The sequence below is a fragment of the Aliisedimentitalea sp. MJ-SS2 genome (assembly GCF_032586155.1).
In the GTDB taxonomy this organism is placed as follows: Bacteria; Pseudomonadota; Alphaproteobacteria; order Rhodobacterales; family Rhodobacteraceae; genus JAWHTC01.
Genome location: NZ_JAWHTC010000009.1, coordinates 1 through 22,657, shown reverse-complemented (window position 1 = coordinate 22,657; position 22,657 = coordinate 1). Strand labels below are relative to the sequence as shown.

Below are 22,657 nucleotides of genomic sequence, written 5' to 3'. Positions count from 1 at the left end.
GCGATGTCCCAGAAGTCCACCCGGCTGGAGCTGCCCTATATTCAACCGTCGCAGGCGCAGAAACACGTGACCCATAACGAGGCGCTGTTGCGGCTGGACGGGATTGTCCAGCTCAGTGTGGTGGCGTTTGGGGCTGAAACCCCGCCGCTTGCGCCGGCCGAGGGTGAAATTCATGCGCTTGGAGCGGCCCCGAGCGGCGACTGGGCCGGACAGGCGGACATGCTGGCCGTGCGCGATGCCAATGCCTGGCGGGTGAAAACCTCCGATGGTGCGGGCTGGCAGCCCTGGCGCCATTTCTATGACACGCAAACCCTGGTGGGCACGGTGTCGGACACGGGCGGCACGCCAGACGGCGCAGTGATCGAGCGCGGCAGTGGTACGGATGGCGACTATGTGCGCTTTGCCGATGGAACCCAGATCTGCAATCACAGCCTGACGCTGGATGCGGCCACCAGCGCGGCAGGCTCCGGGTTCCAGGGGGCGACGGCCACGGCCTGGAATTTCCCCAAGGCCTTCGCCACGGGCAGCCGGCCTGCGGTGCAGGGCAGTGACACCAACCTGGAGGATACCCTGGTCAGCGCGCATTGTGCCGGACCCGCCAGCGCCAGTTTTCGCGCCATGCGCTTCGTCTCGGATGCCACCGCCCCGGTGGTGGAGGTCACGGCGATCGGGCGTTGGAAGTGATCCCGGCTCAACCCGCGTCGGCGGAATAATCGAGCCGGGTGCAGAGCCGGGCGTAGGGTTCGTTGTCTTCCAGCTCGCCGGACAACCCGTCGGGCAGGGGGCGGCGTGGGCGCAGGCTGATCTCGTTGCCGCGACGACCGCTGCCGCCCGAGAGGTGGATGGCACCGAAGAGATGGGTGAACTCCGGCTCGAAGCGCAGCTCGAAGTGATCACATATCCACTGCATATGCGTTTCCGGGTCAGTGACGAAATCCTCGTAGCGCAGAATGTCGAGCCCCGCGTGGCGATCGAGGAACAGCAGGTAGCGGCGGCAATACTCCGTGAAGCTGGCGTCGGGGAAATTCAGCCAGTGGTTTTTCAGCAGGCCGAGATAGGAATCCAGCGGGTGCCGCACGGTGACCAGGCTGTGCAGCGGGTAATGATCCTTCAGGATCTCGTGCAGGGTCGAGCGGGACGGCTCGAGGTCGCCGGAATGAAAGTGGTCATGGGAATGTTCCCGCAGGATCAGGCTGCTGCCCGCGCGGGTGTTGTCCTCGTAGATGACCTTGAGCCCTGCCAGGAACACCTTGATCTCCAGGGCCGAGCCGGATGGCCGCGAGGCATTGCGCAGCAGGCGGGTCAGGTCGGTGGGCCCAAACATGATCTGGGGCGCGGCGCGGCTGGTCGGGTCGATCTCGCTCAGAAGCTGGGTATTGGGCATGGCTGCAATGCATTGGGACAACAGCGTGCCCCCGGTGCAGGCCATATGATGGATGGTGCGGATCGCCGGGCGGTCCAGCGCGGGCCGTCCCTTGAGCAGCCGCTGACAGGATTTCAACGCCGTCGCCAGGTCCTTGGGGGGGGGGCTGCGCCTGTCCGTGGCAGGGTCAAGCGTGGCGGGGTCCGGCAACAGGGCCCGGGCCTGTTCCAGCTCCTGGCGCAGCTGGGTGAGCTTGCCGGCGTCAGCCATCGCGCGCAGGTCCGATTGTGCCCCGGCCCCGCGACGGGGCCGTCTTTTTGGTGGCTGTCGTTTTGGCTGCCATCTTGCCGGTGGTTGCCTTGCCGGACCGGCTGCGTGGTGTCGGCAGGTATTCGATGGCCTGCCCGATATGCCGGCTCAGCTGCGCAATGAGCCTGTCGCTTTCGGCGGCCTGTTCCCGCAGGGCGGCATATTGGCTTTGCAGATCGCGCAGGTCGTTTTCGCGCAGCGTCTGTGTGCGGATCGCCAGAGACAGACTCTGCTGGAGCGTCTCGGTCTCGTTCCGGGTGGCCGCAGTGGTATCCTGGGTGCGTTTCATGTCGACCCGGGCGTCTTCGAGCTGTTGCCGGAGTGTCTCGGCTTCGGTGCTGGCCTCGGTGGCCTGGTCCTGGGCGGCAGCCAGCTCTCTTCGGGTCGCCACGGTGGTATCCTGGGCGCGTTTTACATGGGTGCGGGCCTCTTCGAGCTCGGCCCGGACGGTTTCGAGCTGCTGCCGGAGCTCCTGGTTCTCGGTTTTTGCCGACTCGGCGGCCTGATTGATCACGCTGCTGTCATCCTGCAAGCGGGTGAGCTGCGCCTGCAGGTCGGTGTTTTGTGCCGCCAGCTGTTCCAGTTCCCGGCGCATGCCCTCCTGAACCTGCGCCTGTTTCAGCGCCTTCCGGTCCAGCCGGAAATGGCAGGTGGGAATATCCGGGTCCCCGGTATCGCATGCCGCGCGCTCGAATCCGTTTTCTGCGAGCAGGGCAGTGAGCTCGGCCGTCGTGGCGCCATCCTGGAACAGCGCGATTTCCGGCAGGGTCAGAAAGACCTGGTCGAAGTCTTGCAGCGCACCCTGTGCGGCCAGGGCAGTCAGGATGGGGTATTCCTCGCCATTGGGGCCGAGGATCAGTACGCGCGGCTTCGAACTGTCCGGTCCCGGCAGCTGTTCAAGCAGCCCGGCCACATCCATGGTCGCGACCTCGGTCGTGCCGGTTTCGCGCAGGCTGGGAAACAGCGTGCTGAGCCCGGTGACGTCCCGCAGGCCGGAAAAACGGTGCAGCGACAGAGTGCTGAGCGCAGCCATCCCGGTGCTGTCGGTGATCATCGACTCGATCACGGTGACCTGGGCATTGTCCGGGGTCATATGCCGCAACCGGGCTGCGGCCCGAGGATCGGGTTCCGTCACGACGACATGCTCGGTGCCGATTTCAAGACAGAGCGGCAGCAGGCTGGCGGCCTCGTTGCCGAGACAGACTGCAAGCCCGGGTGGTGTGTCGAGATTGCGCAGGTGGCTGGCCAGGAAATCGCTCACGGGCCCGGTCTCCGGAAAAGCCGGCCCAGACGCCGAATGGGTGCGGTCAGACGCATGGATCTGGACTGCATGATCCGGTCGATCTCGTCCTGGCGCTGCTTCAGCTGTTCGGCCAGCGTGTCGAGCAACTGGTTCTTGTCGGCCAGACGATCCGTGCTGAGCCGGAGTTTCTCCTGCAGGGTGCTGACCTGAACCTGATAGCTGTCGAGGCCCTGATTGAGCTGGGCCAGCCGGGTTTCCATCTGGCTCAGCTCCTTGCCAAGCCGGCTCAGCTCCATGTTCTGGGTCCGGTTCTGGCCGGTCAGCAGGCTCTGGCTCTCGCGCAGCTTGGCAATCTCGCTTTCGCGGGCGCGCAACGCGGTCTGCAGCGTGGCCTTCTCGGCGACATACCTGTCCAGCGCCGCTTCGGGCAGCGCGGGGGCCGCGAGGCCCGTCTCGGAGAAGGTGACCGAGGCGGCTTGCAATTCCTCGGCCAGCGATTGGGCCGCGGGGTTGGCCTGAAGCGCCAGCTCGGCAATCATCAAAAGCACCGGGTCGCCTTCGGGGGCGGGATCCGGGGCAAAGCTTTCGCTATCCTCCAGTTTCAGCCAGTCGAGAAATTCAACCGGGGCGTTGCGGACGAGATCGGCGTCAACAAGGGTCACACGCCGCCGGTGACGGCGCTGTTTCCCGAGCAGGAACGCGGCCTGATCGGCCCAGGTTTCGACCGCGTCCGTGGCCGTGTCACCCTGTTCCATGCGTTCCGCCACGGCGATGTCTGCCCGCGTGTAAAGACACAGGACGGGGTTACTCGCATCCTCTTCGTCCAACGCATCTGCAAGCGCATCCGTCGTGTCCAGGACCGTGGAGTCACCCGACAGCTCGGCCAGCAGGATCACCAGGGTGTCGGTTTCATTATAGGGATCGTGCCAGATCAGCATGTCCGAAATATCCTGTTGACCCTAGCCACGCGCATAGATGTCTTCGTAGCGGATGATGTCATCCTCGCCCAGATACGAGCCGGTCTGCACCTCGATCAGGACCATCGGCACCTTGCCCGGGTTTTCCATGCGGTGCACCGCGCCCAGCGGGATATAGATCGACTGGTTTTCGCTCACCAGCTTGATCTCGTCATCGACGGTCACCTTGGCGGTGCCTTCGACCACGATCCAGTGCTCGGAGCGGTGGTGGTGGCTTTGCAGCGACAGGGCCGCACCGGGATGGACATGGATACGTTTCACCTGGAACCGGTCGCCGACGACCAGGCTTTCGAACCAGCCCCAGGGGCGGTGATCCTTGGGGAACATCTCGGCCTGCTTGGCTTGTTTGGCCTTGAGCGCCGTAACCGCCTTCTTGACGTCCTGCGCCCGGTTGGCATCGGCGATCAGCACCGCGTCGGGCATGGCCACGGCCACGATATTGTCGAGCCCGATCCCGACCACTTCGAGGGTCGGATCCTCGGAACGCAACAGCGTGTTGTCGCAGTCAATCGCCGTGGCCGGGCCGGACAGGGCCACGCCACGTTCATCGCGCGCGCTCTGGCGCCAGACCGCGTCCCAGCCACCCAGGTCGGACCAGCCCGAGGCAAACGGCACCACACTCAGGTTGTCGGCCCGCTCCATCACCGCGTAGTCGACCGAGGTGTTGGTCGCCCCGGCCCAGCTTTCGGGGGCCAGGCGGAAGAAACCAAGGTCGGGCGCGCCTTCGGCGATGGCCGCCTTGACCGGCTCGACCATTTCCGGGGAATGGGCGCGATAGGCATCAAGGATGGTGGCAACCGAGAACAGGAAGATACCGGCATTCCACAGGTAGTCACCCGAGGCGACCATGGCCTCGGCATTCTCTGCGTCCGGTTTCTCGACAAAGCGTTTCAACCCGATCGGGTCGGTGCTGCCGTCCGCGGGGCGGGCCGACAGTTCCAGGTATCCATAGCCGGTTTCGGCATGGGTCGGGTGGATACCGAAGGTGACCAGCTGGCCGCCTTTGGCGGCCTCGGCCCCGGCATCCACGGCGGCGCGGAAGGCCGCCGAATCCGGGATCACGTGATCGGATGGCGCAATCAGCATCAGCGCCTCGGGGTCGGATTTCTCCAGCCACAGCGCCGCGGCCAGGACCGCCGGGGCGGTGTTGCGCCCTTCCGGTTCGATCAGCACGGCCTGCGGGTCGATGCCCTCTTCCATCAGCTGCTCGGTGACGATGAAGCGGAAATCGGAATTGGTCAGCACCAGCGGGGCGGCATACCCGTCCCCCGAAAGACGCTCGACCGAGGCCTGGAACAGGGTCTTGTCATCCAGGAGCGGCACGAATTGCTTGGGGTAGCTTTTGCGCGACAGCGGCCAGAGACGGGTGCCGGAACCTCCACAAAGCAGGACGGGGGTGATCATGTGTCAAAAACCCTCTAAACCAAAGATTGTACTCTGGCCCGGTATCACCGAAGCCCCCTTGGAAAGCAAGCTTTTGCAGGGGTGTACGGCAAAGTTATGCCGCAGTTGCAAACAAAGCGATCATCGGCCTTATTTTGCGCGAATCGCCTCCTGGGGCTGGTCAAGATACCAGCGATAGGTGCTCTCGATTCCGTCGCGCAAACCGGTGCGCGCACCCCAACCCAGCCGCTTCAGCCGGCTGACATCCATCAGCTTGCGCGGGGTGCCGTCAGGCTTGGTTGCATCGAACGTGATCTGGCCCTTGAACCCGGTGACCGCGGCGACGGTTTCGGCCAGTTCGCGGATGGTCACGTCGACGCCGGAGCCGACATTGATATGGCTCAGCATCGGCTCGGTCTCGGCATCATAGGTTTCCTTGGGCAGGTCCATGACGAAGATCGAGGCCTCGGCCATGTCATCGACATGCAGGAATTCGCGCATCGGCTTGCCCGAGCCCCAGACCACGACCTCGTCAGCGCCGTTTTCCGTAGCCTCGTGGAAGCGGCGGATCAGGGCGGGCAGAACATGGCTGTTCTCGGGGTGGAAATTGTCGCCCGGGCCATAGAGGTTGGTCGGCATGACCGAGCGGTAGTCGCGGCCATATTGCCGGTTATAGCTTTCACACAGCTTGATCCCGGCGATCTTGGCGATGGCATAGGGCTCGTTGGTCGGCTCCAGCGTGCCGGTCAGAAGCGCGGCCTCGGCCATCGGCTGTTCGGCCATCTTGGGATAGATACAGGACGAGCCCAGCTGCAACAGGGTCTGGACCCCGGCGGCATGGGACTGGTGAATCACGTTGCACTCGATCATCAGGTTTTCATAGATGAACTGCGCCGGGTAGCTGTTGTTGGCGACGATCCCGCCCACCCTGGCGGCGGCCAGGATCACTGCGTCGGGTTTTTCGGCCTGCATGAAATCGCGCACCGCGGCCTGGTTTGTCAGGTCCAGCTCGGCCGAATTTCGGGTGATCAGCTCGTCGGTGTCACGGGCCTTAAGGCGGCGCAGAATGGCGCCGCCGACCATGCCTTTATGTCCTGCAACGAATATCCGCATGAATGGTCCTCCCGGTCAAAAAGTGGGTGGCAAAAAGAGTAACCTGCCTGGCGCTTCCATACGCACCGGGCCCAGGCGGTGCAACCCCGGGGCGAGGCTTGCGGTGCCTATCCGAGGACACTATAGGAAAGGGTAATTTGTAAACGAGGAGTGGGTCATGGGTCCGATTTTCATTCTTGGGTTTCCCAGGTCCGGGACCACTGCCCTGGCCTCCGCCCTGAGCCAGCTTCCGATGCTGCAATCCTTCTCGCTCGAGGGGCATGCCTTCTATCTGTTCACCGAAGGGCTGCGCCGGGTGCGCACCAACCAGACCAATGGCAATTGCGTGTTTCGCGACGAGGAAAAGAAACAGCATTTTTTTGCCAATTTCGCCCGAGCGATGAACGCCGCCTTCAGCGTGGACGGTAACCCCGACGCACTCAACTGGATCGACAAGACCCCGGATATCGACCAGGTCCGCGCCGCCCCGGAACTGGCGCGTCTCTACCCGACGGCCAAGTTCATCTATCTCTACCGCCGCCCCGACGACGCGGTGCGCTCGAACCTGGCCACCTGGCCGGACCAACTGCAGGGCAAGGACATGGAAGTGGCCCGTCGCTGGGCCAATTGCAGCGCCGCCTGGCGCAACGCGCGGCAGAAACTGCCCGAGGGCAGCCACATGGACATCTTCCAGCAGGACATGCTGAACAAACCCGGCCAGGTCGGCAACCAGGTGAGCAACCACCTGGATCTCGACGAGGAGGCCCGGCAGTTGCTCCGCGATTTCCTGCAAAGCAACAAGCGGATCAACCGGCCCCATGGCAAGGTCGCCTCGCAATATGACGCGCGGCAGCTTTCGGATGACACCCGTGAGGCGGTGATGCAGGAATGCGCCGAAGAGCTGCGGTTCTGGCCAAAACTGACCGCGCCCGTCGAAGGGGCATCCCAGGGCTGATCCGACCCGCTCCGGCGCCCCGTCAGGAGAGCCGGTCCGCGAAGTCCGGTGTGGTGGCTGCGACCTTGTCCAGCACGCCGGTCCAGTCCTTCAGCACCATCAGGAAAATATCGCCAAGGTCCACGTCGCCGGAGGGGGTGTCTTTTGCCTGTTCCAGCATTGCGATGGCGGGTTCGGGGCCAGTGGAAACGTCCAGCCGGGCGAATGTGCCCCATTGGTCGCCTTCCACCGGGATATGGGCCGGGACGGCCACTTTCGGGGCATCCTCGGGCCGGAATTCCAGGACGATATGCTGGTTGAACAGCTGCACCCGGACCGGAACCCCCGTCACGGCGTTCGACCCCGTCTCGGGGGTGACGGCCAGCAGCACCTCGCTATAGGTTTCGCTGACATTGCTGTTCAGCACCCGGACCCCGGCGGGCTGATCCGGTCCCCCGGTTTCCGGGGCAGCGTCCGGTTTAGGGCGAGCGATGATCGAGGCATCGATCACGGCCCAGCCGGCGACGCGGCTGTCCTGTTCGCCCAGCCGGGTGGAATGCTCCGAAACCACCCGGAACGTATCCCCGAGACCGGTGGCCCCTATATCGGCCGCAAGGGTGAAAGGCCCGGCCTGCACCTGCTGGCACAGAAGCTCTTCGCCATTGCGGAAGATGGTCATGTCCTGGTTGAAGCGTGACACGCCCTTGACCCGGAACTGCTGATCCTCTTCGGCAGCGCTTTCGGTGATCGACAGCACCTGAAGCCCTTCCAGCCGGACCCAGGCGAAATGCTGATTGCCCATGTTGGGGTGGGGGCTTTCATATGGGTAATGGCCGTCGATGATATGGGTGTTCTGCTCGGCCAGGGGTGGTGCGGACCGGCGGTTGCCCATGAAATGCTGCATGATCTTCTGCGGGTGGTCGGAAAACCGGCTGTAGGTATCGGTCCATTCCGACACGCAGCGTTCCAGCATCTTGGCAGAGTAGCCGCCGCCGTAATAGCGGCAGACGGTCTGGTTGAGATAAGCGATCTGGCAACCGTCGGCATGGGCGCGCAGCATCAGGTCGTGGTCGGCCACGATCAGCAGCTGTTCGTCATATTGCATGGTCTCGAACAGGGTACGGCGATAGAAGGTCGCCTGGTGGCAGGGAAAGCGCGAATGCCAGGTTCCGGCAATGTCGCCCCGGCGCAGCTTGCCCACGATGACATCCATCGATGCCGCCTTGCGGAAATGATGCGCCCCGCCCGAGACGAAATCATGGTCGCCATAAAGGATGTCGGGCCGCTTGCGCAGCGCCTTGGCCACCTGTGACAGGCTGTCCTGGCGAAAGAAGATATCGCCGGAATTGAGGAAGACGATGTAATCGCCCGTCGCCATTTTCCAGCTTTCATTCATCGCCGCATAGACCCCGTTATCGGGGGCCGAGGCGTATTGATCGAAACTGTCGCGGTAACGCTCGAGATAGGCGCGCCCCACCCCGGACCAGCTGGCGCCATCCAGCACGACCCATTCCACGTCATCGTGATCCTGGGCCAGAATGCTTTCCGCCGTCATGGCGAAATCCGGCTCGGGGTTCAGAACAACCGTTATGACCGAAATCTTCATGCCCGGGCCCCCGCATTGACCCGAACCTGCCGCTCGAACGCCGAGCCGCGATCCGACACGTTGGGCACGTTGCCCGGGGCCAGGCTCTGTTTCAGCCGTTCCACATCCTCGAGCCAGTCCTGCCGCCCCTGCGCCATGTGATCGCGGACGGTGCTGGCCATCCGGTGCAGGCGGTTCGGGGTCAGGTCGATATACTCCGGCAGGGAAAAGTCGGAATTCAGCAGGAACCCGGTCACGCCATCGGCCACATATTCATTCATCGTCGGCTGGTCCGGGCCGATGACGATCTGTTCATGGGCCATCGCCTCGAGAAAGCTCATCCCGATGCCTTCGGTGGCGCGCGGGGCGAAATAGATCGGGTGGCGGTGACACTCGGCCAAAAGGTCCGCACGGGACGGGTACCATTCGCTGAAGCTCAGTGCGACCTGCGGGAAGCCGTCCCGGGCAAGCTGTTCCAGCTCGCCCTGCCGCTCGCTGGCCGGGGTGCCGAAATCGGCGGCCAGGTGGATATGGAGCTGCCCGATATTCTGGGATCGGCAGATGTCGATCACGGCGCGGGCATCGTAATCCTCGCCCGGGCGGCGTTCCCAGAAGAAGGCCGAGACCGGGTCCTTGCGGCTCCAGCTTCGCTGGCCCTGCTCCGGATAGTAGCGCACCAGCGTGCTGTTGCAGCGCGCATTCTGCAGGATTGTGTGCAATTGCGAGCTGAACGAGATGAACTTTACCCGTGGGAAAGCACGCCAGAATTCCGGCTGGTGATGGATCGCCGCATCATACATCGGGATCATCACGACCTGACCCTTCAGGTTGTTGTAGATATGCGATGCGATCACTTCGGACTGCCAGAAAAAGTAGAAATCATACTCTCCGGTCAGCAACCCACGGTAATCGAACTCGCCCAGGTGGCCGGGATCGAAGGAAAACGTATCAAGCTCGAATTCACTGGCCAGAATCTCCTGGAAGAAATCGCTGGAACGGGTCTGTGCATGAAACGAATGGCCGATAAATGCGGCGGTTTTCATCGGATGGCCCTACATCTGAAACAAATGAAACTGCGGGTCTTTTCACTGTCGGGCCCGGCGTTGTCAATGGCAGGAACCCGCACATGCGGTGGTGGAATCTGCACAGGACAATGAAACGGTTTCCCTACCTGGGGTAGTCGTTGTATTGGGGGCGCAGCAGTCCAGTCGATACTGGTGACACATTTTAGATATCCGGAGAATCCCCTTGGTTAAAAAGGCTCTCATTACCGGCGTGACAGGGCAGGACGGCTCGTATCTCGCGGAATTTCTGTTGGAAAAAGGCTATGAAGTGCACGGCATCAAGCGCCGCGCCTCGTCGTTCAACACGGCCCGCGTGGATCACATCTATGAGGACCCGCATGTCTCGGACGCGCATTTCAAACTGCATTACGGCGATCTGACCGACACCTCGAACCTGACCCGGATCATCCAGGAAGTGCAGCCCGACGAGGTCTATAACCTCGGCGCCCAGTCCCATGTTGCCGTGAGTTTCGAAAGCCCCGAATACACCGCCGATGTCGACGCGATCGGGACGTTGCGCCTGCTCGAGGCGATCCGCTTCCTGGGCCTGGAGAAAAAGACCCGGTTCTACCAGGCTTCAACCTCGGAGCTTTACGGGTTGGTGCAGGAAACCCCGCAGAAAGAGACCACGCCGTTCTATCCGCGCTCGCCTTACGCGGTGGCCAAGCTCTACAGCTACTGGATCACGGTCAACTACCGTGAGGCCTATGGCATGTATGCCTGCAACGGCATCCTGTTCAATCACGAGAGCCCGCGCCGCGGCGAAACCTTCGTGACCCGCAAGATCACCCGTGGCTTGTCCAACATCGCCCAGGGCCTCGAAGAGTGTCTTTACATGGGCAATATCGACGCGCTGCGCGACTGGGGCCATGCCAAGGATTATGTCCGCATGCAGTGGATGATGCTGCAGCAGGACGAGGCAGAAGATTTCGTCATCGCCACCGGTGTGCAGTATTCGGTGCGCCAGTTCATCACCTGGACCGCCCAGGAGCTGGGGATCTCTCTGCGCTTCGAAGGCGAGGGGGTGGACGAAACTGCCATCGTTGAGGCCATTGAGGGCGACAAGGCCCCGGCCCTCAAGCCCGGTGACGTGATCATGCGGATCGATCCACGCTATTTCCGCCCTGCGGAGGTGGAAACCCTTCTGGGGGACCCGGCCAAGGCCAAGGCAACGCTGGGCTGGGAGCCGGAAATCACGGTGCAGGAAATGTGTGCCGAAATGGTCACCGAGGACCTGAAGACGGCGCGACGTGCGGTCCTGTTGAAATCGCATGGCTATGACACCATGCTGTCGATGGAGAACTGAAATATCCCGCCATCGACCTGGCACAGGAACAGGGCGGGATGTGGCGTAACGATTGACTGTTTCATGCGCCACGCCGAATAGGCGTGTTTCAAGGGTTGGCGTGACGTTTCAATGGGGGCCTCGAAAGGGGTAAGAGAGCGACTTGACGAGCAGAATTGGAGAGCGCCGCCTTTCGGCGCTGTGGCGGCGCACCGCGGAGGTCACCGCCTATCAGGGTCATTCGAACCTGGCGGAAGGGCTGTGGCTATCGGTTGATCCCGGGGGTGAGGCGCGTCTGTCGCTTGGGCCAAAAGGTGACGGGTTCCGGATCACGCTTCGCAATCGCGACAGTGCGCGGTGGGCCGATTTCGGATGCCGCCTGCCGCGGGAAGAGTACACGGCCCTGGCGCAGGGGAAATACCTCAATGTCCGTATCCGTGGCGAGGGCGAGGGTCTGACCCTCTTTGGCGTGTTCCTGCGCCATGTGAGGAAACCCGGCGGGACCGTCGATATCAGCAGCGAAAACGGAGTTCTGTCGCCGGGCGGACGGGTTGAGTGTGATCTGCGCATCCCGCTGGACCACGACCTGATCGGGAAGGCCGATGAGCTTGAGCTGGTCCTGGCCTTCTATCATGACCGGATGGACATGAGTTTCGAGACGTTCGAACTGTCGGTCACCAACTGAAGCTGAACAGCCGCGCCCTAGGCCTGGCCGCGCTCGCGGGCCAAGGCAAGCTGTCTGAGATTGATCCCGGACAGATCGATCATGTTAAACTGCGCGATCTTCTCTGATGGGCAGGCGATGAAATAAAGTGGTAGCAGCGGGTCCACCCCCCAGCGGGACGGCTCGAAATCCAGGCCAAAAATATCCATCAGCCGGTAATTCAGGCTGTCGAACAGGCCAAAGAAATCCTCCATCGCAAAGCCGGCCGTTGCCGGGGCCCTGGGGCCGAATTCGAAGGCGATCAGGGGACGGCGCGTTTCCAGGAAACGCCGCCCGGCGGAAAACGCGGGATATTCGTGATGTTCCAGGTCGGCTTTGAGAAAGTCGCAGCGCTCGATCAGGGGCATCAGGTCGTCGAGCCGGATCGCCGGAACGATCAGCCGCTTGGCGCTCACCTCGCGGTTTGGCGGCCGGTGACTCTCGTAAAGCGAGGACCAGCCGATCACCTCGGGCAGGTAGAAGAACTCGGCAAAGGATTGTTCGTTCGACAGCGCGGCGCAGATGATGTGGACATTGTCCTGATGTTCGGGGGCAAGGCGGTTGAAAATCCGCGCGGCCAGCATTGGAACGGCTTCGATCGCCCAGACCGCGCCTTCGGTCCCGACAACATCGGCCAGGCTACGGGTATGGCGCCCGACATTGGCGCCGCAATCCAACGCAACATCCCCCGGCGACAGCCAGGCCGAATAGATCGCCTCGATGACATCTTCGAAAAAACTCGCCTTCACCTTGTGGGCCGCGATGGCGGCTTTGCGATCTTCTGGGGTCACGGTCACTCCTCGATTTCAAAACGCTTTAGGCGGAGGCTATGCTAAGGGCTGCCCGAATGACCAGCCGCATCAGCTCCCTCCGGCCAGCACCGTCTCGAGCGCCTCCAGAACGGCGGTTTTCAGCCGGGCGCGTTCCGCGGCCCAGGCGGTATCGTTGTCTAACAGGGTCAGCAGGCGGGTCTGCGCCACAGCCAGGGCCTCGGCCACGGTGCTGTCGGGCCGGAAATTGCGCAACCGCTCGGCCGCCGCCTCCGGGCTCAGCCCGTGCAGGTTCAGCCAGCTGTCCGGTGGCAGGCCGAGTGTATGCACCCGGTGCCCTGGCGCAGCGACATAAAATGGCACCGAACCACAGGCAAAGGCATCGAAGAATTTCTCGGTCAGGTAATCGGGCTGATGGGTGTTCTCGATCGCCCCCATCAGCCGGGCGCGCCGATCAAGCCGCTCCATCTTGTCGCCATACCAATCCGCCAAGTCGAGCCGGCTCTGTCCGCCCTGCCAGCTGTGCCCCAGGCGCTCGACCCCGCTCCAGCGGCAGGCCTCGGCCAGTTCGGTGCGCCAGGAACACAGCCCCTCGAGGTCGCCCTCGGGCCAGTGTACCGCGTGGTATTTCTCCGGGCGGCGCTCGAACATGAACGTCACGTCCATGGTCCGGCTGGCCAGAAGGCGCCGCCAGTCCTGCGGCAACAGCGCGGCGTTGCGCGCGAACCGGGCCTGGTACATGGCGTGGAACCGCGGATTGGTCAGCAGATAATAGGGGATGCGATCGAACCGGTAGATCGCGCAGGTCTGGTGGCTGAGCTGGATCACCGGCAGGGGGCCCGCCGGGGTGTCGACCTCGATCAGCCGTTCCATCGGGCGTTTGCCCCAGATCGTATCCCAGAACGGCTCTTCCGAGAGCAGCACCACCGGGCGTTTGCGCGCACGCCAGTCCTGCAGCATTGCGGGCGGGGCCTCGGCAATGTCGAGCACATGGGCAAAGACATAGAGATCGGCCGCGCCGGGGCTGTCGACCAGGGTGATCTGTTCTTCCCACAGGGGGGCAAGCGCCGGGTAGGACAGTGGTGTCCGATGGGCGTGCGGGCCGGTCTTGAAGATGCGGATCATCGGGCGCGGATACGGTCGTAGAGATCGCGCAGATAGGCCGGACCGGGCAAGGCAAGGTCCAGGTCATGGCGCAGCCCGGCCAGCGCAGCACAGAGCGCGTCGTTGCGGCGACGTTCCTGCGCGGCCAGCAGCAGGGCAATATGGGTCAGGGCCAGGGCCGTATCGTCACGCGTCAGGGCGGCGAGCAGGGGGACAAGCGGGGCGGTGTCGGGCAGGGCCGCGACATGCTCCGGAGACAGGGCGGCCAGCATCTCCTGCGCCGCCTGCAGAAGGGCCGGGGCCTCGTCCGGGGCGGCAAAGATCAGCGCGTCCTCGGCCCAGCTCAGCATCCGCCCGATCTCTTCCACAGGCGCAGGGCTGGCCGCGATGGCCGTGAAGACGGGTGCAACCGGTCGGGCGGGCAGGGGCGAGATCCAGAGCGTTTCGGGGTGAAGCGCGACGCTTTCGGCCCGGGTCAGGATCTGTTGCCACAGCGCCCAATCCTGCGCCGGGGTGCCGCTGGCACAGGCTTCGCATGCCAGTTCCTTGGCCAGTTTCCCAGCCAGGCCCGCATGGATCAGCAGGCGGTCGGGATCGGGGGTCAGTGTCATCAAGGCGCCGCAGTCGGGATCAGAACCAAGGGTCGCCATGCGTGCGGCATCGGGTGCGGGCAGGATCGCATCGACCCCGCCAAGCCCCCAGCCCCGGTTCAGCACCACCGCTTGCGGTTCTTGCGCCAGCACCCGGCGCAATCCGTCAAGCGCCTCGGATATGAGCAAGTCACACCCGTCGAGCACCAGCAGATAGGGGTGGCGGGCCACGTCGCGGGCCAGGGTGATGGCCTCGGAGCGGGACAGGTCGGGACGGGTCAGCCGGATCAGCTCGCCCGCACGGGGCCCCATGAAACTGGCCAGTTCGGGCAGGGTATCATCGGTCGAACCAAGATCGAAAACGGTCAGGTCCTCATCCGGCAGCAAGCCCCGCTCGAGGGCCGCGAGGCTGCGGCGCAGGCGCGGGCCTTCGTCATGGGTGATCAGGGCAAAGCTCAGCATGGGGCCCGCCTCCCGGCCATCTGCAGGACAAGCCGCAGGGCCAGCACCGGGTCGGTTCGCGCGATCCGGTCAAAGATTCCGGGCGCAAGATGGGTCTTGAGAAAGGTGCCGGTGCGGTGGTCCATGACATCGCGCAACAGCGGATCGAGCGCGGCCCGAACCCAATCGAGAAGCCCGGAGGTGAAGTCGAAAAACGCCATGGTCAGACCCGTGTTGCCGCTGTCCGCCAGGCTTTCGGCCACCGTGCCGAGCGGCTCGAAGACGCAAAGCCGCTCGGCGCCGCTCTGGTTGGTCATCCGCTGACCGCTGTCTTGCACGAAATGCACCGCCGCCACCCGGTCCGAGGCGAGAACACGCTCGGCCTGCAGGAAGCTTTGCCAATGCAAGGGGATGTCCTCGTGCAGCGGCACCTCGGCGCACTGCAGTTTGTGATCGCGCAGGAACCCGGTGCGGTAGATCTTGTTCCAAGGGTAGTTGGCGGTCTGGGCCAGCGCCAGCAGGGCCGCACGGTCCGGTTCGAACAGCGACGCAGGCCCGGCCCCGGCCCGGCGCCAGAGGGCATTGTCGATGGGCATCTGGCCCCAGCGGTCATTGCGGCTGTCATGGTGGCGGAAAAGGCAGAAATCGAAATCCTCGCCCTGCAGGTCCTGCCACAGCAACGGCAATTCGCCGGTCAGACAATCATCGCTGTCGAAATAGAGCATGTGCGTGGTCCGCACCTTCGCCAAAGCGCGGTTGCGGGCAATCCCCGGTCCTTGCGACTGCTTGTGGCGCAGCAGCGTGACCCGGTTGCCAAGCCCGATCTCCCGGTCGATGGTCACGGGGTCCTGCGAGCCGTCATCGCAGATCACCACCTGGTCGAAAACGCCGCTTTGCGCGGCCTGGTGCAGAAGCCGGTTCAGCCGCTCCTGGTCATCGCGGACCGGGATGACCAGCGCCAGGCTCATACCGCGAACACCCGCAGGTCGATCAGCGCAATCCGGAAGGCCTCGGTCGGCAGGAAGAAGATCAGCTCGCGCCAGGGCGCGCGTTCGGGCATGTCGGCGCGCATCCTGGGCGCCAGCACATCGACATGGCTGGCCTCTTCCGGGCGCAGCAGCAGCTGTTTGTCAAAGAAGGTGTCGACAAAGCCCCGGCCAACCCCCGATCGGAAACAGGCGCGCAAGACCGTTGTCTTGGAGGCGCTGGCGCGGGCGGCGAACCCGACTGACCCGATTCCGGCCAGATCGGCAAGCGGCAGGGTCAGATGCAGCCCGATCCAGTCTCCGGGTGCCCCCGGCGCGGCCTCAAGCTCCAGAAGCCGCCCGGGCGGCGAGCGCCAGGTGCCCTGCAAATCGAGCGCCGGATCGGCACGTAAGGTCAGCCCGGGCAGGAACTCGACGTTCTTGCCAAGCGTGCCGTCCATTGTGTCGCCCCGCAGGACGGCCAGGGTATGGTTGGCCTGTGCGTCGGGGCCAAGGGCGATATTGTCCATCTTCCGCCACGTCCTCGTCTGTCCTGTTCGTGGTGCGGGATAATCCGCCAGAACTCAACTGGAAATTGGGCAAGCCCGGCCTGCGAGATCAGCCGCCAAGCCGCACTTGCAGGTTTTCAAGCCCCTTGCGCATCAGGGCGCGGGCCTTTTCCGGGCTGTCGGCCTCGGCATAGCAGCGGCATTCCGGGGCGTTGCCCGAGGGGCGCAGATGCACCACCGCGCCATCGGCAAAGCTGACCCGTAACCCGTCGGTGAGATCGAGCGCCCGTTCCGGCCCCATATCGTTGAAAAACGCCGCACGGGCAGCGGGGTCGCGTTCAAGCTCGGCGATCAGGGCCAGCGATTTCTCGGTCGGGATCTCCTGCAGCCGGTCGGCGGCGGTAAAGCGCGGCGGCAGGGTGGCGACCAGCTCGGCCAGGCTTTGCCCGCAGACGCGCGCCAGCGCCAGCGGTGCCACGATGGGCAACATGCAATCGCGCGTCATCAGCGGCACAAGCATTCCGCCGGCCGGGCCCGTGGCGGTGAAGCCCAGAAGGAAGCCGCCATTGGCCTCGAACCCGGCCACCTGCGCAGCCGGGTCTTCGGCCAGGGCCTGTTCCATCGCATCGATCACGTAGGGTGATCCGATCCGGGTCAGCTGTACGGCGGCAAACTCGGCCATCTCGGACACCATCGAGTTCGACGAGACCGGGGTGCAGATCACCTTGGCCCCAAGTTGCAAGGCGCTAAGCACACCCAAGACATCGCCCGGCACGATTTGGCCGCTGGCATCGCAAACCATCGGTCGGTCACCATCGCCATCGGTCGAGATCAGCGCATCAAGCCCATGTTCCGCGCACCAGCCCGCCAGCATGGCGCGGGTGTCGGGATCGACGGCTTCGGTATCGACGGGAATGAAGGCCTCGGACCGGGCCAGCGGCACGGCACGGGCGCCCAGCCCCTCGATCACGGCCACCATCAGGTCGCGGGCGACCGAGCTGTGCTGGTAGATGCCGATGCTGAGCCCGGCCAGAAGATCAGAACCGAACGCATTGGTGTAGCGGGTGACGTAATCGGCCTTGGCCTCGGAACCCTCCTCCTGCGCGCCGGTCTCCCCGGTTGGGGCGGGCTGACCAAGGGCGGCGGTGATCGCGGCCTCGTCCGTTTTGGTAATCTCGCCCGAGGGGGTATAGAATTTCAGCCCGTTGCGATCCGCCGGAATATGGCTGCCGGTGATCATCACCGCGCCGTGGCCCTGACCCATCGAGGCCAAGGCCAGCGCCGGGGTGGGCAGGGCCCCTTGGCGAATGGCCCGGACACCTGCGGCGCGGATCGTGGCGATCACCGCTTCGGCGATCTCAGGCGAAGAGGGGCGCAGGTCCCAGCCCACATGCACCGCCCCGCCATGATCGCAGGCGGCGAGATACGCGCGGGTGTAATCGGCCACGAAATCAGGGGTGAGTTCGGTGACGAGGCCGCGCAGGCCGCTGGTGCCGAATTTGGGGGCCATGGGTTTATCCTTTCAATGCGAGAAATTCAAAATGGGTGGGGTTGGCAGGGTCAGAGGCCGAGCGTCTTTTCCCACCAAGCTTGGGTGGTGAGCCGGTCATACCCCTGCCGCCAGTTGTCCCGGATGTCCGGATAGTGCCGCCAGAGCCGCCAACTGAGCCGGATCGCGGTCCAGGCGGCGCTGAGCGCGTGGCGCTTGGAATGGGTAACGGTAAAGCGCTGCCCGGTCTCGTTGACATAGGTGATGCGGGTCGCGCCCCAGGTGCGGCGGATCTGGCCGCGCAGGCCTGCGTCCAGTGTGATCCGGTTGCCATAGAGATGGAAGAACGGCAGCAGATGGCCGTTCACGGTGAATTTCATCAACAGCCGGGGCAGGCGGCGTTCGGGATCAAACCGGATGCGGGTTTCGGGCAGGGGGCTGTCGTCATCCTTCCAGGCCTCATCCCGGCGCATGCTCGTCAGCTTGGCCCGGCGGGCGGACATGTCGGCATTGGCGGCAAAGAAATCCGGACCCTCAAGCGCATCGGCGAAGGACAGATTCAGCGCATCAAGCGACTCGTAATGGCATTGCACCAGACTGCGCAGAAAGAACCACCAAGCGATGCGGATGGAGCCCAGCCGCCCGATCTCCATCGCCGGGATCGCCAGATGATGGGCCAGGTGGCTGCGCAGATCGAGATAAAGCGTCTGCAGCGATTCCTTGTTGGCGAAATCCTCGTCCTGGAAGGACATCACCCCGGGCAGGGTGACGGTGTTGAAATCATGCACCAGGCCGAAGCTGATATCATCGCCGCGCACGAAGAACGGAAACGGCATGTGCCGGACATGGGCCAGCGGGAAGGCGAAATACCACCAGCCGCCATAGAAATTATGCGCCACATCGGCGGTGGAGTTGAAATCGAGCTCTGCAACTTCAGCCGGGTCACGCAGGTCGGTGCCGATCTCGAGCTGGATGCAATGGCGGTTGAACAACGCGCCATTTTCCCAGATCGCCCATTTATGCGCGGCAATCGACATGGCCCCGGCCACGGCGGTGCTGTCATCCACGGCATGGGCCAGGAAACGCCAGGTGCGCTCGACGCTTTCCATGTGGACCGAGGCGTCGTCATCCATGAACAGGCAATGGCTTGCCCCGCGGTGCCGCGCCTCGATCAATCCCCGGGCAAAACCGCCCGCGCCGCCCAGATTGGCATTGTCGAACGGGGTGACATGATCGGTGGCTGTGAGCCCGGCGCTTTGCCCGTTATCGACCACCAAAAGATGCAGATGCGGGGCCATGTCGGGGCGCGATTGCAGGAAATTCTCGAACCGCGCCACCGAACGCGCCACCGAGGCCTCGCGGCGAAAGGTGGTGATGGCCAGCGCCAGGATTGGTGCGCGGCGCGGCGCCTGGGCCGTCTGCCAGGCGGCCCCGGCCAGATACCCGTCACCAAGGGCGCGCAGGGCAAACCACAGCACCGCCGGGCCTTCGGTTTCTGCGACCACCGTAGAGAGATCCACCAGGCAAGGCGCGGCCTTGTCCAGCGTGATGGTCCGGATGAGCGGCTGATCGGGGGCGTCGTGGTCTTCGCGGGCGCGCCCGATCACCAGTTCGAACCGGCCCTGTCCTTCGAGCTGAAGGTGAAGGTCCCTAAGCGCACAGTGTTTGCGCCATTTGCCGAGGCTGAAAATGTTGAAATAGACATCGAACAGCGCTTCGCCCCCGGGTGCGAAGGTGATCTGCCCATGGTCCAGGTCGAGCTCGGCCGCCCCCTTGAGCCGCAGGTAGGGATCTTGATCCGGGGTGAGGGCAGGCTCTGGCAGGATCAGGCTCTGCAGAAGGTGCAACCCGTCGGGACCCGCCGCTGTACCGGTCATCGGACCCGTTTTCCGTATTCGGCCTGAAGCGTACTCACGAAGGCGGTGATCTCGGGGGTGGGCATCGCCGCCGGATCAAGCTGGGCCAGATAGGCGGCGGCGGCCTGCGCCTCGGGGATGGGACGGGAACGGGCAAGCTCGTCGATATCGGGGAAGAAGGCGGCAGCGCCGCTCAGCTTGGACAGGTAGTCATGGATGGGGTGGAACCTGTCGGACAGGGTTTTCCGGTCCCGGGGCGTGAGCATCTCGATCTCGTCATCGGGATGGGCCGTGAGGTCGGGGCCGCTCTGGATCAGGTATTGGCTGAACTTCTGGGCCATCGGCCGGGGCAATTCCATGCTGGCCCGGCGCACAATTTCCATGGCGGCAAAGGGTAGGCTGCGATTGGGTTTGCCCACTGGCAAGAGCCCCTCGGGCCAGTCTGCCCCAGTCTGGGCCATGAAATCCTGTGGCGATCCCTTGGCGGCCAGGATGTCGGCGTAATTGCGCAGGATGAGACGCGCCTCGGGCAACTGTGTGTGCCAGGCCTCGATCACCTTGCGGAAATCGAAATGGATCGTCCCGGGGTAATGCCTGCAGGCCAGCTCGTGCAGGGGAGGCACCCGTTCGGCCACCTTGATCCGCTGGCCATGCCAGGCCACCAGGTACTGGTCGGGGCGGCGGAAGGCACAGTAGATTTCCAGCTCGGCCTCGGGGAAGGCGGTACGCAGTCGGTCAATCAGTTCGGGTCCGACCTCGCCGAAATTGGCGAAGGCTTCCGAACACAGCACCAGAGTTCTGGGCTTGACCTGTGCGACCTGACAGCGGATCGCGTGAAGCATCTGGGCGGCCCCCGGTAACATCTTGAACTGGGGTGGAATGGGCCGTTTGGTTTTCTCGAAAATCAGGCGATAGGCCAGGGCACTATGCGGTTCGCGGATATTGGCGGGCAGGAACTCCTGCTTGTCGCCCCGCCCCATGGCCTTGGACAGAAGATGTGAAAAGCCCTGCATTTCCACGGCCGGATAGAGGATTCCCGCCTGTAACAGCCGATGGCTGTTTTGCGACAGAAACACCTGCAATGCGGTCGATCCAACCTTGTGATGACCGATGTAAAGAATGACTTTCATGGTGAAGGACCGCTCGAACCGTTGCGGGCTGATTTCCCGACCTGATAGAAGTTTTCCGGTTCGGGTTCAACGCAAAAGGCCGCCCGGGAAACCCCGACAGGCGACGATATGCCGGTCGCATAACGGGCCCTTTGAAAGGCTCTTGCAGGGTTCGCGCAGGAAGCGTTAAGGGTGGCCTGACCTCAGAACCGAGAGCAATCATGATTATTTCAGAAAAACATAATTTCCTGTTTTTACACGTGCCCAAAACCGGAGGAACCACGGCCGAGGCGGCCCTGTCGCCCGTTCTATCGGAAACCGACACGATCCCGCTCCGCAGCCAGATGCAGATCAGGCGGCTGGAAGACGGGGCGGTGGGGCGGCGGCCGAATGTCCGGCCCGAAGGTCTCAGCGATGCAGCCTGGCTGAAACGGCACCGCACACCGCAATTCCTTCAGAACATCACCCGTGCTGAACCCGGTGTAGACCATCTGACCAAGCATTCCGACGTCGAGGCGGTCAAAGCCTTTTTCACGCCGGAATTCTATGACCGGGCCGTGAAATGCATCTTTGTCCGCCACCCCTATGAGCGGACTTATTCCGCCTACCGGTTCAAGATGACCAAGTCCAAGACCAGCGATCCACTCTACGAAGCCCTGTTTCCGAACGGTCAGCCGATCGGATTCGATGCGTTCCTGACATCGGGCCTTTGGCGACGGGTGCTTGCCGCGCGGCCACAGTTTCACTGGTTCGATGCGACCGCTGCAAACACGGCCGTCTATAAAACCTCGGATATGGGTCAGGCATTGCACGAGATCGCGGAAACGCATCTTGCCCTGCCGCCCGAACAGGTCGCGCAGGTTGACGCCGTTCTGCAGGAAGGGCGGAAAAACGTGTCGACCCGTCCGGACGAGTGGCGGTCCATGTCCGCAGCGGCCAGAAAAATGATCGACGAGATCTACAGCAAGGATTTCGAACTGTTCGGCTTCGAATGACCCCGTTTGCACCGCCGTGACCGGCCCGTGTCACAACCTGTCGCGGTTCGGGCTGTAGGACGGGAACGAGAAGAACTCCATGTCGCTGCGATAATGGGCCTCGGCCAGATCGCGCAGCGCCCGGCTTGCCAGAAGCGCGTCTCTCTCATGCACTGCCACAGACCGGTTGAGCTGTGGCAACGGCGGCAACGGCGGCAGGTCAAGCGCCGTCGCGGCGGCCTGAAGATTTTCGATCAGGCAATCATGGTACAGGCAGAAATCGGGGCGGTGAATGGTGTCGCCCAGCCTGAGATAGTCAACCATCGCCGGGTATTCGCCCCGCTCCAGCATCCGGGCAAACCCCGCTTCATTCCAAACCGGCTCGCGCCGGAGCCAGGTCCCATCAGGCTGTTCGAAAAACCAGCGATGCGACGAGAAATAACCCGAGAGGGCGCGTTCAAAAGGGTGGCGCAGCGTGGCCAGAACCCGCCAACCCCTAAGATCACCCCCAAGGGCGGCGTGATACTCGGCCAATGTCGCGTGTTTTCTGGGCGTGATCGGACCGGTGATTTCAAACCGGTCGGTGCCATCCTGGTGCCGGGTGATCTGCTTGCGATCATCGCTTAGCGGCAGCAACACGGATTGCACGGCATTGCCGCCGGTTTTCGGCACGTGAACGTAGATGAACCTGTAGCGTTCCGAGATCATCCGACCCCCAAAAAAATGCTGGCCCCGGAGGGCCAGCACATTACTTGACTGCGTGGCGTCTGATTATTCGACACTACGCGCCTTTTCAAGTTCGGTCTCGAGCTCGCTCACACGGGTGTTCAGCTGCTCGATATAGATATGGGCATGTTCCAGCTCGTTGAGCATGCGCAGAAGTTTTTCCGACATGTCGATCGGGATACCGGG

At 63.5% G+C, this 22,657-nt stretch carries 21 protein-coding genes; 5 read left to right on the top strand and 16 right to left on the bottom strand.

Translation table 11 applies throughout. The annotated features are described in order from the left end of the window. Nucleotides 1-3: 3 nt before the first annotated feature. On the top strand, nucleotides 4-684 hold the full coding sequence (locus RXV86_RS21820; RefSeq protein WP_316302682.1) for a DUF2793 domain-containing protein: 681 nt from the start codon (nucleotides 4-6) through the stop codon (nucleotides 682-684). A 7-nt stretch (nucleotides 685-691) separates the two neighbouring features. Here RXV86_RS21820 and RXV86_RS21815 read toward each other — a convergent pair whose 3' ends face one another. The 5 genes from RXV86_RS21815 to RXV86_RS21795 form a co-directional block, all read right to left on the bottom strand. Next, complete coding sequence (locus RXV86_RS21815; protein WP_316302681.1) at nucleotides 692-1,633, bottom strand: hypothetical protein; 942 nt, start codon at nucleotides 1,631-1,633, stop codon at nucleotides 692-694. Then, nucleotides 1,626-2,933: a hypothetical protein gene (locus RXV86_RS21810; protein ID WP_316302680.1), complete on the bottom strand. Its 1,308-nt coding sequence runs from the start codon at nucleotides 2,931-2,933 to the stop codon at nucleotides 1,626-1,628. Before RXV86_RS21810 ends, RXV86_RS21815 begins: the two co-directional genes overlap by 8 nt. Beyond that, complete coding sequence (locus tag RXV86_RS21805) at nucleotides 2,930-3,853, bottom strand: hypothetical protein (protein WP_316302679.1); 924 nt, start codon at nucleotides 3,851-3,853, stop codon at nucleotides 2,930-2,932. Before RXV86_RS21805 ends, RXV86_RS21810 begins: the two co-directional genes overlap by 4 nt. 21 nt (nucleotides 3,854-3,874) lie before the next feature. Then, nucleotides 3,875-5,296: a mannose-1-phosphate guanylyltransferase/mannose-6-phosphate isomerase gene (locus RXV86_RS21800; RefSeq protein WP_316302678.1), complete on the bottom strand. Its 1,422-nt coding sequence runs from the start codon at nucleotides 5,294-5,296 to the stop codon at nucleotides 3,875-3,877. 129 nt (nucleotides 5,297-5,425) lie between these two features. Then, a complete protein-coding gene (locus RXV86_RS21795; RefSeq protein ID WP_316302677.1) occupies nucleotides 5,426-6,388 on the bottom strand; it encodes a GDP-L-fucose synthase in 963 nt (320 codons plus the stop codon). A 157-nt stretch (nucleotides 6,389-6,545) separates the two neighbouring features. Between RXV86_RS21795 and RXV86_RS21790 the strand changes: the two genes are divergently transcribed. Then, nucleotides 6,546-7,322: a sulfotransferase gene (locus tag RXV86_RS21790; protein WP_316302675.1), complete on the top strand. Its 777-nt coding sequence runs from the start codon at nucleotides 6,546-6,548 to the stop codon at nucleotides 7,320-7,322. A gap of 22 nt (nucleotides 7,323-7,344) precedes the next feature. Here RXV86_RS21790 and RXV86_RS21785 read toward each other — a convergent pair whose 3' ends face one another. After that, on the bottom strand, nucleotides 7,345-8,907 hold the full coding sequence (locus RXV86_RS21785) for a glycosyltransferase family 2 protein (RefSeq protein WP_316302674.1): 1,563 nt from the start codon (nucleotides 8,905-8,907) through the stop codon (nucleotides 7,345-7,347). Beyond that, nucleotides 8,904-9,929, bottom strand: a complete 1,026-nt coding sequence (locus RXV86_RS21780) for a glycosyltransferase (RefSeq protein WP_316302673.1) — start codon at nucleotides 9,927-9,929, stop codon at nucleotides 8,904-8,906. The genes RXV86_RS21785 and RXV86_RS21780 overlap by 4 nt, the downstream gene beginning before the upstream one ends. A gap of 205 nt (nucleotides 9,930-10,134) precedes the next feature. Here RXV86_RS21780 and gmd point away from each other — a divergent pair, with 205 nt between their 5' ends. Beyond that, nucleotides 10,135-11,256 carry a GDP-mannose 4,6-dehydratase gene (gene gmd / locus RXV86_RS21775; RefSeq protein ID WP_316302672.1) on the top strand — a complete coding sequence of 374 codons (1,122 nt, stop codon included), beginning with the start codon at nucleotides 10,135-10,137 and terminating at the stop codon, nucleotides 11,254-11,256. A 142-nt stretch (nucleotides 11,257-11,398) separates the two neighbouring features. Beyond that, nucleotides 11,399-11,920 carry a hypothetical protein gene (locus tag RXV86_RS21770; protein WP_316302670.1) on the top strand — a complete coding sequence of 174 codons (522 nt, stop codon included), beginning with the start codon at nucleotides 11,399-11,401 and terminating at the stop codon, nucleotides 11,918-11,920. Nucleotides 11,921-11,937: 17 nt separating this feature from the next. Here the strand turns inward: RXV86_RS21770 and RXV86_RS21765 are convergent, their stop codons facing one another. The 8 genes from RXV86_RS21765 to RXV86_RS21730 all read right to left on the bottom strand — a co-directional run bounded on the left by RXV86_RS21765 (nucleotide 11,938) and on the right by RXV86_RS21730 (nucleotide 20,792). Continuing rightward, on the bottom strand, nucleotides 11,938-12,729 hold the full coding sequence (locus tag RXV86_RS21765; protein ID WP_316302669.1) for an FkbM family methyltransferase: 792 nt from the start codon (nucleotides 12,727-12,729) through the stop codon (nucleotides 11,938-11,940). 69 nt (nucleotides 12,730-12,798) lie between these two features. Further along, nucleotides 12,799-13,833 (bottom strand): glycosyltransferase family 10, encoded by a 1,035-nt coding sequence (locus RXV86_RS21760; RefSeq protein ID WP_316302668.1) that lies wholly within the window; start codon nucleotides 13,831-13,833, stop codon nucleotides 12,799-12,801. Beyond that, entirely contained in the window at nucleotides 13,830-14,864 is a 1,035-nt protein-coding gene (locus tag RXV86_RS21755) for a glycosyltransferase family A protein (RefSeq protein ID WP_316302667.1), read from the bottom strand. Before RXV86_RS21755 ends, RXV86_RS21760 begins: the two co-directional genes overlap by 4 nt. Further along, a complete protein-coding gene (locus tag RXV86_RS21750; RefSeq protein WP_316302666.1) occupies nucleotides 14,858-15,811 on the bottom strand; it encodes a glycosyltransferase in 954 nt (317 codons plus the stop codon). The genes RXV86_RS21755 and RXV86_RS21750 overlap by 7 nt, the downstream gene beginning before the upstream one ends. Further along, nucleotides 15,808-16,338, bottom strand: a complete 531-nt coding sequence (locus RXV86_RS21745) for a hypothetical protein (protein ID WP_316302665.1) — start codon at nucleotides 16,336-16,338, stop codon at nucleotides 15,808-15,810. Before RXV86_RS21745 ends, RXV86_RS21750 begins: the two co-directional genes overlap by 4 nt. A gap of 88 nt (nucleotides 16,339-16,426) precedes the next feature. Then, on the bottom strand, nucleotides 16,427-17,827 hold the full coding sequence (locus tag RXV86_RS21740) for a phosphomannomutase (protein ID WP_316302664.1): 1,401 nt from the start codon (nucleotides 17,825-17,827) through the stop codon (nucleotides 16,427-16,429). A gap of 50 nt (nucleotides 17,828-17,877) precedes the next feature. Continuing rightward, nucleotides 17,878-19,683: a glycosyl transferase gene (locus RXV86_RS21735; protein ID WP_316302663.1), complete on the bottom strand. Its 1,806-nt coding sequence runs from the start codon at nucleotides 19,681-19,683 to the stop codon at nucleotides 17,878-17,880. After that, entirely contained in the window at nucleotides 19,680-20,792 is a 1,113-nt protein-coding gene (locus tag RXV86_RS21730) for a hypothetical protein (RefSeq protein ID WP_316302662.1), read from the bottom strand. Before RXV86_RS21730 ends, RXV86_RS21735 begins: the two co-directional genes overlap by 4 nt. 200 nt (nucleotides 20,793-20,992) lie before the next feature. Here RXV86_RS21730 and RXV86_RS21725 point away from each other — a divergent pair, with 200 nt between their 5' ends. Next, nucleotides 20,993-21,766 (top strand): sulfotransferase family 2 domain-containing protein, encoded by a 774-nt coding sequence (locus RXV86_RS21725; protein WP_316302661.1) that lies wholly within the window; start codon nucleotides 20,993-20,995, stop codon nucleotides 21,764-21,766. A 30-nt stretch (nucleotides 21,767-21,796) separates the two neighbouring features. Here the strand turns inward: RXV86_RS21725 and RXV86_RS21720 are convergent, their stop codons facing one another. Continuing rightward, nucleotides 21,797-22,453 (bottom strand): sulfotransferase family 2 domain-containing protein, encoded by a 657-nt coding sequence (locus RXV86_RS21720; protein ID WP_316302660.1) that lies wholly within the window; start codon nucleotides 22,451-22,453, stop codon nucleotides 21,797-21,799. Between the last annotated feature and the right edge of the window lie 204 nt (nucleotides 22,454-22,657).